Here is a 17,629-nt window from a genome sequence, read left to right as displayed (position 1 = left end):
GCCTCCGCTGAACGTCGACCGTCCCACGCGTCCCTCCCAAGGTCCGCCCGGCACGGGCGGCCGGGGTCAGGCGCCGAGCTCGCGGACCGCGGCCGCGAACGCGTCGCCGCGCTGGTTGTAGTTGGTGAACATGTCCATGGAGGCGCAGGCCGGGGCCAGCAGTACCGTGTCGCCGGGCCGGGCCAGCCGCTTCGCCTCCGTCACCGCCTGGAGCATCGCCCCAGTGTCGGTCCGGTCGAGGTCCACGACGGGTACTTCCGGGGCGTGTCGCGCCAGGGCCTCCCGGATCAGCGCGCGGTCGGCGCCGATCAGTACGACGCCTCGCAGCCGCTTCGCGGAGTTGGCCACCAGCTCGTCGAACTCGGCTCCCTTGGCCAGTCCCCCCGCGATCCACACGATCGGCTCGTAGGCGGCCAACGAGGCTTCGGCGGCGTGGGTGTTGGTGGCCTTGGAGTCGTCCACGTACGCCACGCCGTCGACGTCGGCGACGTGCGCGATGCGGTGGGCGTCGGGCTTGAAGGCGCGCAGTCCGTCGCGCACCGCCTGCGCCGGCACCCCGAAGGAGCGCGCGAGGGCCGCCGCGGCGAGGGCGTTGGCGATGTTGTGCGGAGCGGGCGGGTCGACGTCCGTGACCTCGGCCAGCTCCTGCGCGTTCTTGTGCCGGTTCTCCACGAAGGCCCGGTCGACCAGGATGCCGTCCACCACGCCGAGTTGGGAGACTGCGGGCGCCTGGAGCGTGAACCCGACGGCCCGGCAGCCCTCCTCGACGTCGGCCTCGCGCACCAGGTCCTCGGTGCGCGGGTCGGCCACGTTGTAGACGCAGGCGACCTTGTTGCCCTCGTAGATGCGGCCCTTGTCGGCGGCGTAGGCGTCCATGGAGCCGTGCCAGTCGAGGTGGTCCGGGGCGAGGTTGAGGACCGCGCCGGAGTGGGCGCGCAGGGAGGGCGCCCAGTGGAGCTGGTAGCTGGACAGCTCGACGGCGAGCACGTCGTACGGCTCGTCGCCGAGGACGGCGTCCAGCAGGGAGACGCCGATGTTGCCGACCGCGGCCGTGCGCAGGCCCGCCGCCCTGAGGATGGAGGCGAGCATCTGCACGGTCGTGGTCTTGCCGTTGGTGCCGGTGACGGCGAGCCAGGGGGCCGCGTCGGGCCCGCGCAGCCGCCAGGCGAGCTCGACGTCGCCCCAGACGGGGACGCCTGCCTCCCCGGCGGCGCGGAACAGCGGCTTTCCGGGCTGCCAGCCGGGGGCGGTGACGATCAGCTCGGTGCCCTCGGGCAGGGTCGCGCCGTCGCCGAGGCGGACGGTGATGCCGAGCGCCTCCAGTTCCGCCGCCTGCTCACGGGCGCGGGCGTCGTCGCCGTCGTTGACGGCCGTGACGATCGCCCCGCGCGCGTGCAGCGCCTTCGCGGCCGGCAGGCCGGAGACGCCGAGCCCGGCGACGGTGACGTGCTTGCCCTGGAATTCGCTGGTTCCCGAAGGCACCGAGGAGGTCACTTGTCCGCTGCCCATCCCGCGTAGAAGAGGCCCAGTCCGACGATGACGCAGATGCCCTGGATGATCCAGAAGCGGACCACGACAAGGACCTCGGACCAGCCCTTGAGTTCGAAGTGGTGCTGGAGCGGTGCCATCCGGAAGACGCGCTTGCCGGTGAGCCGGAAGGAGCCGACCTGGATGACGACCGACATGGTGATGAGGACGAACAGGCCGCCCATGATGGCCACCAGCAGCTCCGTGCGGGAGAGGATGGCCAGGCCGGTGAGGACACCGCCGAGGGCGAGCGAGCCGGTGTCGCCCATGAAGATCTTGGCCGGCGAGGTGTTCCACCACAGGAAGCCCAGGCAGGCGCCCATCAGGGCGGAGGCGACCACCGCGAGGTCCAGCGGGTCGCGCACCTCGTAGCAGGCGGCCGGGTTGGTCAGGGTCATGGCGTTGGCGCAGGACTCCTGGAACTGCCAGACCCCGATGAACGTGTAGGCGCCGAAGACGAGGACGGAGGCGCCGGTGGCAAGGCCGTCCAGACCGTCGGTGAGGTTCACGCCGTTGGACATGGCGAGGATCATGAACAGCGCCCAGACCACGAACAGCACCGGGCCGATGGTCCAGCCGAAGTCGGTGATGAACGACAGCTTGGTGGAGGCCGGCGTGTTGCCCCGGTTGTCCGGGAACTGCAGGGCGAGGACGGCGAACCCGATGCCGACTATGAGCTGTCCGGCCATCTTCGCCTTGGCGCGCAGGCCGAGCGAGCGACGCTTGACGATCTTGATGTAGTCGTCGAGGAAGCCGACCAGGCCCATGCCGAACATCAGGCCGAGCACCAGCAGGCCGGAGTAGGTCGGCGGCTTGCCGGTGATCACCTTGCTGAGGAAGTACGCGGCGATCGTGGCCAGGATGAAGGCGATACCGCCCATGGTCGGCGTACCGCGCTTGCTGGCGTGCTCGCGCGGGCCGTCGTCGCGGATGTACTGGCCGTACCCCTTGCGGGCGAGGAGCTTGATCAGCAGCGGGGTTCCGATCAGCGTCAGGAAGAGGCCGATGACGCCCGAGAACAGGACCTGGTTCATCATCGGGCGGCGACCTCACCCTCGGTACCGGCCTCGGCGAGCGTCTGCGCGACCCTCTCCAGCCCCACCGACCGGGACGCCTTCACCAGCACGACGTCCCCCGGACGCAACTGCTTGCGCAAAAGGTCGATCGCCGCCTGTGCGTCGGACACGTGCACCGACTCCTCACCCCACGAACCCTCGTTGTATGCGCCCAGTTGCAGCCAGGAGGCTTCGATGCCACCGACCGCGACGAGCTTGCTGACGTTGAGCCGGACGGCGAGCCGTCCGACCGCGTCGTGCTCGGCGAGAGCCTCGTCCCCCAGCTCGGCCATCTTGCCGAGCACCGCCCACGTGCGGCGCCCCTTGCCCATGGCCACGAGCGCCTTGAGGGCGGCCCGTACGGACTCGGGGTTGGCGTTGTAGGCGTCATTGACGATGGTCACGCCGTCCGGGCGCTCGGTGACCTCCATGCGCCAGCGGGAGAGGGTGCCCGCCCCGGAGAGCGCGGTCGCGATCTCGGTTGCGGACATGCCCAGCTCATGGGCGACGGCGGCCGCGGCGAGCGCGTTCGACACGTGGTGCTCACCGTACAGGCGCATGGTCACATCACTTGCACCGGAGGGTGTGTGAAGCCTGAACGAGGGCTGTCCGCTGTCCGTGAGTCGTACGTTCTCGGCACGTACGTCCGCTTCGGCCGACTCTCCGAAAAGGACCACCTTCGCCTTGGTACGGGAGGCCATCGCGCGCACCAGCGGGTCGTCGGCGTTGAGGATCGCCGCGCCGCCGTCCGCCGCCGAGGGCAGGCTTTCCACCAACTCGCCCTTGGCCTGGGCGATCTGCTCACGGCCGCCGAACTCGCCGATGTGGGCACTGCCCACGTTGAGCACCAACCCGATCTTCGGCGGGGTGAGTTCGGCCAGGTAGCGGATGTGCCCGATGCCGCGGGCTCCCATCTCCAGCACGAGGAACTTCGTCTCCTCGGTGGCGGACAGGGCGGTGAGGGGCAGCCCGATCTCGTTGTTGAGCGAGCCGGGCGTGAACACGGTCGGCGCCTTGCCGCCGAGGACCTGGGCGATGAGGTCCTTGGTGCTGGTCTTGCCTGCCGAGCCGGTCAGCGCGACGAGGGTCGCGCCGAGCCGTTCGACGACATGGCGGGCGAGGGCGCCGAGGGCCTCCTGGACGTCGTCCACGACGATCGCGGGCACGCCGACGGGATGCGACGCCAGTACGGCGACCGCGCCCGCCTCGACGACCTGGGCGGCGAAGTCGTGGCCGTCCACCCGCTCGCCGACGAAGGCGACGAACAGGGTGCCGGGCACCACCTCGCGGGAGTCCCGGACGACCGGCCCGGTGACCTGGACGGACGTATCCGGTATGTCGTGCGTCTGCCCGCCGACGACTGCTGCGATCTCGGCGAGGGAGAGGGCGATCACAAGTTCATCCCTGGGTGTTCTCGATGGCTTCGCGGAGCACCTGGCGGTCGTCGAAGGGACGGATCACGCCGGCGATGTCCTGGCCCTGCTCGTGGCCCTTGCCCGCGACCAGCACGGTGTCACCGGCTGCGGCGCGGCCCACGGCGGCGGCGATGGCGGCTGCCCGCTCCTCGAACAGCAGCACCTCGCCGCGCTCGTGCGCGGGGACGGAGGCGGCGCCCTGGAGCATGGTCGCCAGGATCGCCAGCGGGTCCTCGGAGCGGGGGTTGTCGGAGGTCAGTACGGCCGTGTCGGCGTACCGGGCCGCGGCGGCGCCCATCGGGCCGCGCTTGGTGCGGTCGCGGTCGCCGCCGCAGCCGAGCACGAGGTGCACCCGGCCCTTGGTGACCTTGCGCAGCGCCTTGAGCACCGACTCGACCGCGTCGGTCTTGTGGGCGTAGTCGACGACGGCGAGGTAGGGCTGTCCGGCGTCGACGCGCTCCAGGCGGCCGGGGACGCCGGGCACCGCGGCGATGCCGTCGGCGGCGGTCTGCGGGTCGATCCCGGCGGCGGCCAGGGCGGCCAGGGCGGCGAGGGTGTTGGCGACGTTGAACGGGCCGGGCAGCGGCGAACGGGCGTGCACCCGCTCCCCCTTGGGGCCGAGCGCGGTGAACGTCGAGTCCATGGGGCCGATCTGGACGTCCTCGGCGCGCCAGTCGGCGTCCGGGTGGCCCTCCGCGGAGAAGGTGACCACGGGCACGCCGGCCTCGGTGACGAGCCTGCGGCCGTACTCGTCGTCGGCGTTGACCACGCCGAGCCGGCTGCGCTCGGGGGTGAACAGGCTCGCCTTGGCCTGGAAGTAGTCCTCCATGCCGGAGTGGAACTCCATGTGCTCCGGGCTGAGGTTGTTGAAGACCGCGATGTCGAAGACGCAGCCGTCGACCCGGCCGAGGACCAGGGCGTGGCTGGAGACCTCCATGGCGACGGCGTCGGTGCCGCGTTCGCGCATGACGGCGAACAGGGCCTGGAGGTCGGTGGCTTCGGGTGTGGTGCGCTCGGACTTGATGCGCTCGTCGCCGATGCGGGTCTCGACGGTGCCGACCAGCCCGGTGGCCCGGCCGGCCGCCCGCAGGCCGCCCTCGACCAGGTAGGCGGTGGTGGTCTTGCCGGAGGTGCCGGTGATGCCGATCTGGAGCATGTCCCGGCCGGGGTGCCCGTAGATGGTCGCGGCCAGCTCGCCCATCTGCGCGCGCGGGTCCTCGACGACCAGGACCGGCAGGCCGGTCGCGGCGGCGCGGTCGGCGCCCGCCGGGTCGGTGAGGACGGCGACGGCGCCCAGGCCCGCCGCCTGGTCGGCGAAGTCGGCGCCGTGCAGTCTGGCGCCGGGCAGGGCGGCGTACACGTCACCGGGGCGGACGGCCCGCGAGTCGTGGGTGATCCCGGTGACGCCGACGGGGGCGGCGGACTCGGCGGGTGCGGCGGTACCCAGTTGACCGGCCAGTTCCGCGAGGGAGATGGCGGAGACCTGAACCGGTCGCGGCGGTCCCGGATTTGTCACGGAAGCGCCTTTCTGAGTGGTTTGGGACTGATCGGCGTGTGGCACGGCGGTGAGCGTACCGGGAGTACCCGCTCCGGAGCTAAAACGGGTCTCGCGCCCGTTGCGGTGGGTCCCTCGGTTCCGGTCGTCGGGAGTGATCGTTGTCACGGGCTCGTTCCTGGTGGTCGGTGCCTGGTTCCGCCGGGGGCGGGTCAGGGCTGGTAGGAGACGGGCAGGGCGGCGGCCTTGGCTCCGGTCGGCGGCACCTGCATGGTCTTCAGCGCGAACTCCATCACCTGCTTGTAGACCGGACCGCAGATCTGGCCGCCGAAGTAGCTGCCGGAGGTGGCGTTCTGGATGGCGCAGTAGACGGTGAGGCGCGGCTTGTCGGCGGGGGCGAACCCGGCGAAGGACGAGGTGTAGCCGTGGTACCTCCCGGTGGCCGGATCGACGCGGTTGGCGGTGCCGGTCTTGCCCGCGACCCGGTAGCCGGGGATGCGGGCCTTGACGCCGGTGCCCTGCTCGTCGTCGACGACCGACTCCAGCATCTGGGCGACGGTCTTCGCGGTCTTCTCGCTGACCACCCGGATCTTCCCGGGCTCGGGCGCCGGGGCGAAGCGGCCGTCGGCGCCCCTGGTGCCGCGCACGAGGGTGGGCGCGACGCGGACTCCGCCGTTGGCGATCGTGGAGTAGACGGAGGCGGCCTGCAAGGCGTTGATGGAGAAGCCCTGGCCGAAAGGGATCGTGTACTGCTGCGAGGTGGACCACTTGGCCGAGGGCGCGAGGATGCCCGGTGTCTCGCCGGGGAAGCCGAGCCCGGTGTAGCGGCCGATGCCGAACCGGCGCAGGTACGAGTAGAGCGTGTCGTTGGCGGCCCGCTGGGTCTTGCCGAGCTGGCCGGCCGCGAGGATGGTGCCGATGTTGCTGGACTTGGCGAGCACGCCGTTGAGGGTGAGGTGCCAGGTGGCGTGGTCGACGTCGTCCTGGAAGAGCCGGTCGCCCCGGTGCAGCCGGTTGGGTACGACGACGTGGGTGAGCGGGGTGGCCGCGTTCTCCTCCAGCACGGCGGCCATGGACATCACCTTGGCGGTGGAACCGGGCTCGTAGGCGTCCTGCAGCGCCGGATTGCCCATGGCGGCGGAGTCGGCCTTGGAGAGGTCGTTGGGGTCGAAGCCGGGCGAGTTGGCCATGGCGAGGATCTGGCCGGTGGCGGTGTCCTGGACGACGACGTAGCCCCGGTCGGCCCTGGACTTCCTCACCTGCTCGGAGATCGCGTTCTGCGCGGCCCACTGGATGTCGCGGTCGATGGTCAGCTCGACGTCGCTGCCGGGCACGGCGGGCGTCTCGGTGGAGCCCGCGGTGGGCACCTCGCGGCCGCCGGACTGGGCGTAACGGATCTTGCCGTCCTTGCCGGAGAGCTGCTTGTCGAGCTGCTGCTCGACACCGCCGCCGCCCCGGCCCTCGCTGTTGACCCAGCCCAGTATCCCGGCGGCCAGCTCCTTGTTGGGGTACACCCGCTGGCTGCTGGGGTCGGCGAAGACCCCGGCGAGCACGTTGGGGGTGCCCTTCTTGACGAAGGCGGCCTTGAGGTCCTTGATCTGCTTCCAGACCTGCGGGGTCTGCCGGGAGGCCAGCCGGGCGTAGCGGGAGCGCTTGTTGGCCGGGCGGAGCTTCTCGACGAGCGCTTCCTGGTCCTGGCCGAGGATCGGCGCGAGCAGCGCGGCGGCCTGCTCGGGCCCGTCGGAGATCTTGAGCTGTTCGCGGTTGAACATCATCGGGTCGGCGGTGATGTCGTAGGCGTCCTCGCTGACGGCGAGGGCGACGCCGTTGCGGTCGGTGATGCCGCCCCGCTCCGCGGTGAGGATGTGCGCCACGTAGCGGTTCTGCTCGGCCTTGGCGCTGTAGGTGCCGGCGTCCACCGCCTGCACCTGGAGGAGGCGAACGGTGAAGGCGGTCAGCACCAGGGCGAGGGCCAGGCCGACCAGGCGCAGCCGGGGCCGGGGGCTGCCGAGCCGCAGGGCGGGCCTGGCCGGGGGCCGACGGCCCGGGGAGGGGCGGCGGGCGGGGCCGCGCTGGGGGCCGGGGCGGCCCTGGGAGCCGGGGCGGCGGGGGGCCGCGCCCCGGGGACGGGGCGGCCTCGCGGGTCCGGGCACGCGGCGGCGCGGCGTTTCCCTGTCGGACACTTCCGTCACCTGCCGGGGGTCGGGGTGGTGGGGGCGGACCGGAGGGTGCCGCCCGGCGCGGGAGTCGTGGCGGCGGGGCTCGCCGGGGTGCCGCTAGCCCTGCTGCCCGGTGTCGCCGGCGGGAGCGTGCTCGGGGCTGCGGTCAGCGCCTCGGGGGCGCGGGGGACGGGCAGGACGGCGGAGCGCGGGGCGGCGCTGGGGACGCCCTTGACGCTGCCGTCGGGGCCGAGGAAGGCGGGGTCGCCGCCGGGGACCATGCCGAGTTCGCGGGCGCGGCGCTGGAGTGCGTCGGGCGCGGAGTAGGCGTCGATGTCCCTCTGGAGAGCCTGTTCCTCGTCGGTGAGGCTCTTGGTCCGGCGCTGTATGTCGTCCAGCTCGAACGACCCCTCGCTGAGCGCCGAGTTGAGCACCAGCAGACCGAGGAGCCCGCCACCCAGGAGCAGGACGACGAGGAGGACGAAGGGGGTGCGGGCCGCGCGGGCGCGGCCCGCGGGGATGAGCCGGGCGAGCCGGGCCGCCCTCCCCCGAGGCGCGGGCCTGCCGCTCACTGCCCCTCCCGGCGGGTCGCGGAGACCGGCCGGCCCCGATCGTTCACTCGGCGTCCTCCCTGATGCGCTCGACGCCGCGCAGCCTGGCCGGGGCGGCCCGGCGGTTCTCGGCGATCTCCTCCTCGGTGGGGAGTTCGGCACCTCGGGTGAGGAGTTTCAGGCGGGGCTGGTAGCGCTCGGGCACCACGGGCAGTCCGGGCGGCGCGGTGTTGGCGGCGCCGGCCGCGAAGACCTGCTTGACCAGCCGGTCCTCCAGCGACTGGTACGACAGCACGGCGATCCGCCCGCCGACCGCGAGCGCCTTCACCGCGGCCGGTACGGCCCGTTCCAGCACGGAGAGCTCGCCGTTGACCTCGATGCGCAGGGCCTGGAAGGTGCGCTTGGCCGGGTTGCCGCCGGTGCGCTTGGCGGCCTGCGGCAGGGCGTCACGGATCAGCTCGACCAGACGGGCGCTGTTGGTGAACGGCTCCTTCTCGCGCTCGCGGACGATCGCCGAGACGATCCGCTTGGCCTGCTTCTCCTCGCCGTACGCGCGCAGGATGCGGACCAGTTCACCGGCCGGGTAGGTGTTGAGGACCTCGGCGGCGCCGATGCCGGTCGTCTGGTCCATGCGCATGTCGAGCGGGGCGTCCTGGGCGTAGGCGAAGCCGCGGTCGGCCTCGTCGAGCTGCATGGAGGAGACGCCGAGGTCGAAGAGGACGCCCTGGACGGACGGGATGCCCAGCCGTTCGAGGACTTCGGGGAGTTCGTCGTAGACGGCGTGCACGAGGGTGGCGCGGTCGCCGTAGGGGGCGAGGCGTTCGCCGGAGAGGCGGAGGGCCTCCTTGTCCCGGTCGAGGCCGATCAGCCGGGCCTCGGGGAAGCGCGCCAGCAGTGCCTCGCTGTGGCCGCCGAGGCCGAGGGTGCAGTCGACGACCACCGCTCCCGGCCGCTCCAGGGCGGGCGCCAGCAGGTCCAGGCACCGCTGGAGCATCACCGGGACGTGTCGACTCTCGGTCAAGGGGGCCTCTCATTCCGGCGGGCGGTACGCACCGCCGGGTCCCCGCCCGCTCCGTGAAGGGGAGGCCCGCCGGCGCCGGAGGCGTCGGCCGGCCGGGAGCGGGAGGAGGCCGAGCCGCACGTACGCGCCGCGCACGCGGGGAGACGGTCCGGGCGGAGTGCCGGGATCTCCGGGGGTGTCACCAGCGGGAAGAGCCGCGCCTCCCGCTTCGCGTCACTTTAGTCCACCCTGTGTCGCGGTCAATCAACCGGCCTGCGCGTCGCGTACGGCTTCCGGGCGGGCCTGGCGATTCGCCGGGATTCACCCGTCCGGCGCAGGTTCGCGCTCCGTGTGGGTTGGCTCACAACAAGCCACGATGTGGTTCTTTGTGGCCGTCCACAGCGGGCTGGGACCACCGGTGACCAGTAACGTCGGGGGCATGACGACTTCCGCAGCAGTTCCGACCGGGTCCGAGAACGCCACGCCGGGTGGCGGCAGCGTGACGGACCGCCTGGTCGGCGCCAACCAGACGTATGCGAGCGAGTTCACCGACCCCGGCATGGACGCGCGTCCGGTGCTCCAGGTCGCCGTCGTCGCCTGCATGGACGCCCGCCTCGACCTGCACGCCGCGCTCGGCCTGGAGCTGGGTGACTGCCACACCATCCGCAACGCGGGCGGCGTGGTCACCGACGACGTGATCCGCTCCCTGACCATCAGTCAGCGCGCGCTGGGCACCCGCAGCGTGGTCCTGATCCACCACACCGGGTGCGGCCTGGAGTCCCTCACCGAGGAGTTCCGGCACGACCTGGAGATGGAGGTCGGCCAGCGCCCGGCGTGGGCGGTGGAGGCGTTCCGGGACGTGGACCAGGACGTACGGCAGTCGATGCAGCGGGTGCGGACCTCTCCGTTCCTGCTGCACACCGACGACGTGCGCGGCTTCGTCTTCGACGTGCGCACCGGTCTGCTCCGCGAGATCGACCCGGCCGACGGCGCCGCCCCGTCGGCCTGACGTCCCGGTCGTCCTCCTCCCGCCCTCGTGGCGGGGGGAAAAGGACCGCAAGCCCGGCATCACGGGGGCAGTTGTCCACAGGCGGTGACACGAATCCGTGACGGCGGCAAGAATGCGGGGGTGACGGCGCGCGGCCTGGTCCGCGCGGCGTCGCAGTTCCGGGGTGGGCCGGTCGCGCTCGCGTGCACAGGCCCTGGGTGACGACGGGCCGAGGAGGGCCGGGTGACGACCTATGACGATCGGGCGAGCCAGGGGGGCGTCGCCGCTCGGACGGAGTCGGACGCGGGGCGGGATCTGACCGCCACCGCGGAGCGTGTCCGCGCTTCGGTGGAGGACGTGATCGAGGGCAAGCCCGAGGTCGTCCGGCTCGCGCTGACCGTGCTGCTCGCCGAGGGGCATCTGCTGATCGAGGACGTCCCCGGCGTGGGCAAGACCATGCTGGCCAAGGCGCTGGCGCGGTCCATCGACTGCTCGGTGCGGCGCATCCAGTTCACCCCCGACCTGCTGCCCTCGGACATCACCGGTGTCTCCATCTGGGACCAGCGGGGCGGCGACTTCGAGTTCAAGCCGGGGGCGATCTTCGCGCAGATCGTGATCGGTGACGAGATCAACCGGGCCTCCCCCAAGACCCAGTCGGCGCTGCTGGAGTCCATGGAGGAGCGCCAGGTCACCATCGACGGCCACAGCTACGAACTGCCGAGCCCGTTCATGGTGGTGGCGACGCAGAACCCGGTCGAGATGGAGGGCACCTATCCGCTGCCCGAGGCCCAGCGGGACCGTTTCATGGCCCGGGTCTCCGTGGGCTATCCGAGCGTCGAGGCCGAGCTGCGGATGCTGGACGTGCACGGCGGGGCCTCCCCCTTGGAGGACCTGGACCCGGTGGCGCACGCGCACGAGATCGTGAAGCTGATCGAGACGGTGCGCACGGTGCACGTCTCGGAGGCCGTGCGGCGGTACGCGGTGGAGCTGGTCGCCGCCACCCGGGTCCACCCCGACCTCAGACTCGGCGCCTCTCCGCGCGCGACGCTGCACCTGCTGCGCGCGGCGAAGGCGTCCGCCGCGCTGGAGGGCCGGGAGTACGCGCTGCCCGACGACCTCCAGGCGCTCGCCCCGCCCGTGCTGGCCCACCGGCTGCTGCCCACCTCGGAGGCCCAGCTCAACGGCCGCACGGCCGAGGACGTGGTGCGGGAGATCATCCAGCGCACGTCCGTGCCCACCACCGCCCGGCAGAGCGGTCACGACGGCCCGGGCGCCTCGCCGGCCCGTCCCCCGCGCCCGCTGCGGCCTCCCAGGGGTCTGTGATGTCCGCCGGGGGGCGGGGCGGGGTGCGCGCGACGCTGTCGGGGCTCACCACCCGCGGGCGTTCCTTCCTGGCCGCCGGGATCGCGGCCGCGATCTGCGCCTACGTGCTGGGCCAGGACGACCTGCTGCGGGTGGGACTGCTGCTGTCGGTGCTGCCGCTGCTCTGCGCGACCGTACTGCACCGCACCCGGCACCGGGTGACCGCCGAGCGCGGCCTGGCCCCCACGCGGGTGCCCGCGACCGGTGAGGCGCGGGTCCGGTTGCGCGTGGACAACGTCTCCCGCCTGCCCACCGGCCTGCTGATGCTCCAGGACCGGGTGCCATACGTGCTGGGGCCCCGGCCGCGTTTCGTGCTGGACCGGGTCGAGTCGGGCGGGCACCGCGAGGTGTCCTACCGGCTGCGCTCGGACCTGCGCGGCAGATACCGGCTCGGCCCGCTCCAGGTCCGGTTGAGCGATCCGTTCGGGATGTGCGAGCTGACCCGCTCCTTCTCCGCGTACGACACCCTCACGGTGCTGCCCCGCGTGGAGCCGCTGCCGGCGGTCCGGTTCGGCGGGGAGGCGCTCGGACACGGCGACGGACGGCAGCGCTCCCTGGCGCTGGCCGGCGAGGACGACCTGATCCCGCGCGGCTACCGGCACGGCGACGACCTGCGCCGGGTGCACTGGCGCTCCACCGCCAGGCACGGCGAGCTGATGGTGCGCCGCGAGGAGCAGCCCCGCCGCTCACGCTGCACGGTGCTGCTGGACACCCGCGCTGCGGCCTACGAGGGCTCGGGGCCGGGCTCGGCCTTCGAGTGGGCGGTGTCGGGCGCCGCCTCGGTGGTGGCGCACATGCTGGAGCGGGGGTTCTCGGTGCGGTTGCTGACGGACTTCGGGCTGACCGTGTCGGGCGAGGGCGGCTCGGGGCACGAACGGGCGGCGGCGGCCGCGCTGATGATGGACACCCTCGCGGTGATCGACCATTCCGACGGCACGGACCTGTCGGGCGCCTGCGACGTGCTGCGCGACGGCCACGACGGCCTGCTGGTCGCCTTCCTCGGTGACCTGGACGGCGGACAGGCCGCCTCGGTGGCGCGGATGCGCAGGCGCGGCGGTGCGGTCGCCTTCGTGCTGGACCCGGACGACTGGACGCGCGAGCCGACGGCGGTGCCCGAACCGGACGCCCCGCTCCCCCAGCGGCTCCGGGTGCTGCGGGAGGCGGGCTGGACGGCGCTGGGCGTGCCGTCCGGGGCCCCGCTGGAGGAGCTGTGGCGGCGGGCGGACCGGGAGCGGCCGGGTCCGGCCGTGCTGAGCGGGAAGGCGCGAGGATGAGCGGGCGGGCACGACTGGCGCTGAACGCGGCGGCGGCGACCCTGATGGCGTCCTCGGCTCTGCTCCCGCTGGTCGACGGCCCGACCTGGCTGCTGCTGTCGGCGCTGCTGGTGGGCGTGCAGGCGGGGGTGGGCGTCACGGCCCGGCGGATCCCGCTGTCCCGGTCGCTGACGCTGCTGGCGCAACTGCTGGTGACGCTGGTGCTGCTGACGCTGGTCTTCGCGCGGGCCGAGGCGCTGGGCGGGCTGCTGCCCGGCCCGGACGCGTTCCTGCGGTTCGGGGCGCTGTTCGGGCAGGGCTCGCAGGACGTGAGCCGTTACGCGATCCCGGCGCCGGTCACCGACGGCATCCGGCTGCTGCTGGTCGGCGGGGTGCTGCTGGTGCATCTGCTGGTGGACACCCTCGCGGTGACCTTCCGGCGGGCCGCCCCGGCGGGGCTGCCCCTGCTGGCGCTGTACTCGGTGGCGGCCGGGCTGTCGGACGGGGCGGCGGACTGGCTGTGGTTCCTGGTGGCGGCGGCCGGTTATCTGATGCTGCTGCTCGCGGAGGGCGGGGAGCGGCTCGCCCAGTGGGGCCGGGTCTTCGGCGGCACTCCGCGCGGGGGCGCCCCGGCGGCCGGGGTGACGGCGCCGGCGCGCACCGGACGGCGGATCGGCGCGATGGCGCTGGGCGCGGCCCTGGTGGTGCCGATGGCCCTGCCGACGCTGCACGGCGGCCTGCTGGGCCGGGGGGGGTCGGGCGTAGGCGCGGGCAACGGCCGGGGCGGCACGATCTCGGCGGTGAACCCGCTGGTGTCGCTGCGGGACAGCCTGAACGTGGACGACGACCGCGAGGTGCTCTCCCTGCGGCCCAGCTCCGGCGAGGTGCCGGACATGTACGTGCGGATAGTGTCCCTGGACGACTTCGACGGCACCGACTGGAAGCCGTCCCAGCGCCGCATCGCCGCGGTGCCCGGCGTCTTCCCGGCCCCGGCGGGCCTGAGCGACGACGTCAGGCGGACCACGGTGCGCACGGTGATCACGGCGGCGGACTGGTACGCCCAGGACTGGCTGCCGATGCCGTACCCGCCGAGCGGGGTCCGGATCGACGGCAACTGGCGGTACGAGCCGGTCGGCATGACCCTGGTCGGCGACCGCGGCCAGACCACGCGGGGCGAGACCTACCAGGTCACCAGCCTGGATCTGCAGCCGACCGCGAAGCAGCTCGCCGACGCGCCCAAGCCGCCGACCGCGCTGGAGCGGGAGTACACACGGGTGCCGTCCCGGCTGCCGGACATGGTGGCGCGGACCGCCGAGAAGGTCACCTCGGGGGCGCGCAACCACTACGAGGAGGCGGTGCGCCTCCAGGACTGGTTCTCGGCGGACGGCGGCTTCCGGTACGACACCGAGGTGCAGGTGGGCCGGGGCGCGGACGCGATCGCCAACTTCCTCAGGAGGAAGGAGGGGTTCTGCGTCCACTTCTCCTTCGCCATGGCGGCGATGGCCCGCACCCTGGGCATTCCGGCCAGGGTGGCGGTGGGGTTCGCGCCGGGTACCCCGCAGGGCGACGGCTCGGTGTCGGTGAGCCTGAAGGACGCGCACGCCTGGCCGGAGCTGTACTTCCAGGGTGTGGGCTGGACCCGGTTCGAGCCGACGCCCACGCGGGGCACGACCCCGGCGTACACCCAGCAGGACACCCCGAGCAGCGCCCGCCCGGACCCGGAGCTGCCCTCGCGCGGGGCGTCCAGGGAGCCTTCGGCGGCGCCCACCCGGGGTGAGAGCTGCGCGGGGGGTGAGAGGCCGGGGAACTGTGCCGACCCGTCGGCGGCCGTGGCGGCACCCAGCGGGGGCGGGGGTCCGTCGGGCGGGCTGTGGGCCGCGCTGATCGTGCTGGGGGTACTTGCCCTGGTGGTGCTCCCGCTGTCCCCGATGCTGTGGCGGACGCGGGTACGGGCCAGACGGCTGGACGGGCACTCCCCCGACCCGGCGGAGCGGACCCTGGCGGCCTGGCGGGAGCTGACCGACAGCGCCTGGGACCACGGGGTGGTACCCGAGGACTCGCTGACCCCGCGCGGCTCGGCGGCCCGGATCGTGCGGCTGGGGCGGCTCGAGGGCGAGGCCGCGGCCGCGGTGCACCGGGTGGCGGCTGCCCTGGAACAGGTCCTGTACGCCCCGGAGCCGCCACCGGCCCCGGACCTCGCCAGGGACGTGCGGCGGGTGATCGCCGGACTGGCGGCCCCGGTGAGCCGGAGCACCCGGCTGCGGGCGCTGTTCGCGCCGCGCTCCGCGCGCCGGGTGCTGTGGTCGGCCCAGGAGGGCTGGTCGGCGCTCCGGGCGCGGGCGGCGGCGCTGCGGCCGGTGCGCGGGGAGGTGTAGGGCCTCTCGTCCGGATCAGGCCGGGCTCGCGGGCCCGGTGCCCGCCGCGGCCTGATCCGGACGAGAGACCCTGGCGCAGCCGTGCACGACCGAAGGGGTGACCACCGGATCCGGTGGTCACCCCTTCGTACGAGGCTTCAAAGTCCGCGGGCGGCTCAGTGGCCCTGTTCGTCCCGGCGGCGCTGCCAGCGGTCCTCGATGCGTTCCATGACGGTACGTTTCCGCCGGACCGGGCGGGGTTTGGTACGGCCCCCCGGCTGTTCACCCGGCTTGGGTGCCTTGCGCCACCCGGTGACGGCGAGCACGGCACAGCCGAGCATCACGAGGAAGCCGACGACACTGATCCAGATCAACTGGGCGACCATACCGGCCATGAGCAGCGCGATACCGACGAGGAAGCCCGCGACCGCCTGATAGACGCGGCGCCGGGTGTAGGTCCGCAGCCCGTTTCCCTCAAGCGCCGACGCGAACTTGGGATCTTCGGCGTACAGCGCTCGCTCCATCTGCTCGAGCATGCGCTGCTCGTGCTCCGAGAGCGGCACGGAGTCCTCCTCATCGTGCAGTCGCCGGGGCGACTCTGGGGGGTCCTTTCAGGATAGGCAGGGAATCGCCCCCGTGAAACCCGCCCCTCTGCGCCAACTGGCCAACCGGTCCGTCAGGGCGTCCCGGCTCGCTGAGGCTGTCATTCCCCGGCGGCCGACCCGTCATGCCGGTCGGTGTACCTCGATCATACGGCGCAAACCCCTCGATCGGGGGGCTTGTGGCGTACTCCATCCGCCGCCGCGCCCCTGATCAGGGCCGTGTCCCATGGGGCGGGCTCAATCCTGGGTGCCCTCGGCGGGCGCTTGTGTCCCGCCCGTCTCGCCGAGCACATGGACCTGGGTGGCCACGGAGTGGAAGGCGGGCAGCTCCGCCACGGCGGCCTCCAGTCGCAGCAGGGCGTCCAGCGCGCCCGGCTCGGTGTCCACCAGGACGCCGGGCACGAGGTCGGCGAAGACGCGTACGCCGTGCACCGCGCCGACCCGCAGGCCCGCGCCCTCGACCAGGGCGGTGAGCTGTGCGGGGGTGAAGCGGTGCGGCACCGGGTCGCCCTCGCCCCAGCGGCCGTCCGGGTCGGCGAGGGCCTGGCGGGCCTCGGTGAAGTGCCCGGCGAGAGCGCGGGCCAGCACGGCACCGCCGAGGCCGGCCGCGAGCAGGCTGAGCACGCCCTCGGGGCGCAGCGCGGCCACCGCGTTGCCGACGCCCTCGGCGGGGTCGTCCACGTACTCGAGCACGCCGTGGCAGAGCACCACGTCGTAGCCGCCGCGCTCGACCACGTCGAAGAGGCCGTGGGCGTCGCCCTGGACGCCACGGACCCGCTCGGCCACCCCCGCCTCGGCGGCCCGGCGTTCCAGGGCGAAGAGCGCGTTGGGGCTCGGGTCGACGACGGTGACCCGGTGGCCGAGCCGGGCGACGGGCACGGCGAAGTTGCCGCTGCCGCCGCCGGTGTCGAGCACGTCCAGCGAGTCCCGCCCCGTGGCCTTGACCCGGCGGTCGAGGGCGTCCCGGAGGACGTCCCACACCACGGCGGTACGGAGAGAGGCGCGGGGGCGCGTCGGGTCCGGCACGGCTGTTGCTCCTCGGCACGGCGCCGCCCGTTGCCCGGCGGCGCGATGGGGGCTCCCCGGCCGGTCACGGGGAGGTGCGCGGCAGGTGGAGACGTAAGGCGCCTCCACCCTATGGCCTCGCCCGCCGCACCCGGTCACCCCGGCCGGGTGCGGTGGTCCGCGTCTCGCCCACCGGACGAGAACGCCGGGTCAGACGGTCTCCGGGCTCGTCCGGGGCAGCACCGGCTGGAGGGCGAGCATCCGCTCGATCAGGCGGAGGAACATGCCCGCGTCGCGTATCAGCTCGTCCGCGTCACGGGGGCCGGCCGCACCCTCGATGCCGGCCTCGGCGCGGGCGCGGCGGTCGGCGCCGGAGGCGAAGAGGGCGCTCCACTCGGCCAGCTCCGGCGCCAGCTCGGGCAGCACCTCCCAGGCGGGACGGATGCGGGCCCGGCGGCGCGGGGTGGCCTCGGGGCGCTCCCGGACGGCGAGGACGGCGGCGGCAGCGCGGAGGGCGGCGAGGTGGGCCAGGGCGTACCGCTCGTTCGGGGTCTCCATGGCGGCGGCCTCGTCCAGCGTCGTGTGCGCCTGGCCGAGCAGGGCGACGGCGGCGGGCGGGGCCGTGGACCGGCGGGGCACGGGGTGGACGTCGCTCGCGGCGGTGGCCGCTGACGGGCTGGTCATGACGAACCTCCTGTCGTCCGGTGACGGCATGGATGCCGTATGCCCACATCGTGCGGTATGCCACTGACAATCCGTTCCGACCTGCGGTTTCACCCCAACTGGGGCTGGAATCGGGGGTATCGGGGAACACGTGTGGGGTGGCCGGGCTTTGTCGCGCACGCCTGTTCGGGCATACTTTT

14 protein-coding genes are annotated in these 17,629 nt (G+C 73.4%); 4 read left to right on the top strand and 10 right to left on the bottom strand.

All coding sequences use genetic code 11. The features are described 5' to 3' along the window. Positions 1–66: 66 nt before the first annotated feature. Genes murD through rsmH form a run of 7 tightly spaced genes read right to left on the bottom strand, consistent with a single transcriptional unit; the run spans position 67 to position 9,223 of the window. Positions 67–1,509: a UDP-N-acetylmuramoyl-L-alanine--D-glutamate ligase gene (murD, locus tag ACWCV3_RS06515; RefSeq protein ID WP_451219280.1), complete on the bottom strand. Its 1,443-nt coding sequence runs from the start codon at positions 1,507–1,509 to the stop codon at positions 67–69. Continuing rightward, complete coding sequence (gene mraY, locus ACWCV3_RS06510; RefSeq protein ID WP_030810142.1) at positions 1,491–2,564, bottom strand: phospho-N-acetylmuramoyl-pentapeptide-transferase; 1,074 nt, start codon at positions 2,562–2,564, stop codon at positions 1,491–1,493. Before mraY ends, murD begins: the two co-directional genes overlap by 19 nt. Next, positions 2,561–3,976, bottom strand: a complete 1,416-nt coding sequence (locus ACWCV3_RS06505) for a UDP-N-acetylmuramoyl-tripeptide--D-alanyl-D-alanine ligase (RefSeq protein ID WP_451219277.1) — start codon at positions 3,974–3,976, stop codon at positions 2,561–2,563. Before ACWCV3_RS06505 ends, mraY begins: the two co-directional genes overlap by 4 nt. Positions 3,977–3,980: 4 nt before the next feature. Then, positions 3,981–5,660, bottom strand: a complete 1,680-nt coding sequence (locus ACWCV3_RS06500; RefSeq protein ID WP_451219274.1) for a UDP-N-acetylmuramoyl-L-alanyl-D-glutamate--2,6-diaminopimelate ligase — start codon at positions 5,658–5,660, stop codon at positions 3,981–3,983. Positions 5,661–5,704: 44 nt separating this feature from the next. After that, positions 5,705–7,675, bottom strand: a complete 1,971-nt coding sequence (locus tag ACWCV3_RS06495) for a peptidoglycan D,D-transpeptidase FtsI family protein (RefSeq protein WP_451219271.1) — start codon at positions 7,673–7,675, stop codon at positions 5,705–5,707. Positions 7,676–7,680: 5 nt separating this feature from the next. Continuing rightward, the gene (locus ACWCV3_RS06490; RefSeq protein WP_451219268.1) at positions 7,681–8,223 is read right to left on the bottom strand and encodes a hypothetical protein; all 543 of its coding nucleotides are present in this window, start codon (positions 8,221–8,223) and stop codon (positions 7,681–7,683) included. Between the two features lie 43 nt (positions 8,224–8,266). Further along, a complete protein-coding gene (rsmH, locus tag ACWCV3_RS06485) occupies positions 8,267–9,223 on the bottom strand; it encodes a 16S rRNA (cytosine(1402)-N(4))-methyltransferase RsmH (protein WP_451219265.1) in 957 nt (318 codons plus the stop codon). Positions 9,224–9,641: 418 nt separating this feature from the next. Here rsmH and ACWCV3_RS06480 point away from each other — a divergent pair, with 418 nt between their 5' ends. The 4 genes from ACWCV3_RS06480 (at position 9,642) to ACWCV3_RS06465 (ending at position 15,180) form a co-directional block, all read left to right on the top strand. Next, complete coding sequence (locus ACWCV3_RS06480; protein ID WP_451219262.1) at positions 9,642–10,211, top strand: beta-class carbonic anhydrase; 570 nt, start codon at positions 9,642–9,644, stop codon at positions 10,209–10,211. Positions 10,212–10,433: 222 nt separating this feature from the next. Continuing rightward, on the top strand, positions 10,434–11,513 hold the full coding sequence (locus tag ACWCV3_RS06475) for an AAA family ATPase (RefSeq protein ID WP_451219259.1): 1,080 nt from the start codon (positions 10,434–10,436) through the stop codon (positions 11,511–11,513). Beyond that, the gene (locus tag ACWCV3_RS06470) at positions 11,513–12,826 is read left to right on the top strand and encodes a DUF58 domain-containing protein (RefSeq protein ID WP_451219256.1); all 1,314 of its coding nucleotides are present in this window, start codon (positions 11,513–11,515) and stop codon (positions 12,824–12,826) included. The genes ACWCV3_RS06475 and ACWCV3_RS06470 overlap by 1 nt, the downstream gene beginning before the upstream one ends. Continuing rightward, positions 12,823–15,180: a transglutaminase family protein gene (locus tag ACWCV3_RS06465; protein ID WP_451219253.1), complete on the top strand. Its 2,358-nt coding sequence runs from the start codon at positions 12,823–12,825 to the stop codon at positions 15,178–15,180. Before ACWCV3_RS06470 ends, ACWCV3_RS06465 begins: the two co-directional genes overlap by 4 nt. 155 nt (positions 15,181–15,335) lie before the next feature. Here the strand turns inward: ACWCV3_RS06465 and ACWCV3_RS06460 are convergent, their stop codons facing one another. The 3 genes from ACWCV3_RS06460 to ACWCV3_RS06450 form a co-directional block, all read right to left on the bottom strand. Then, positions 15,336–15,722: a DUF3040 domain-containing protein gene (locus ACWCV3_RS06460; RefSeq protein ID WP_451219250.1), complete on the bottom strand. Its 387-nt coding sequence runs from the start codon at positions 15,720–15,722 to the stop codon at positions 15,336–15,338. A 276-nt stretch (positions 15,723–15,998) separates the two neighbouring features. Further along, complete coding sequence (locus ACWCV3_RS06455; RefSeq protein ID WP_451219247.1) at positions 15,999–16,787, bottom strand: methyltransferase; 789 nt, start codon at positions 16,785–16,787, stop codon at positions 15,999–16,001. 189 nt (positions 16,788–16,976) lie between these two features. Continuing rightward, entirely contained in the window at positions 16,977–17,480 is a 504-nt protein-coding gene (locus ACWCV3_RS06450) for an SAV_6107 family HEPN domain-containing protein (protein WP_451219244.1), read from the bottom strand. Positions 17,481–17,629: the final 149 nt, after the last annotated feature.

The organism is Streptomyces sp. NPDC001781 (assembly GCF_053596035.1).
This window is presented reverse-complemented; position numbering and strand designations above follow the sequence as displayed.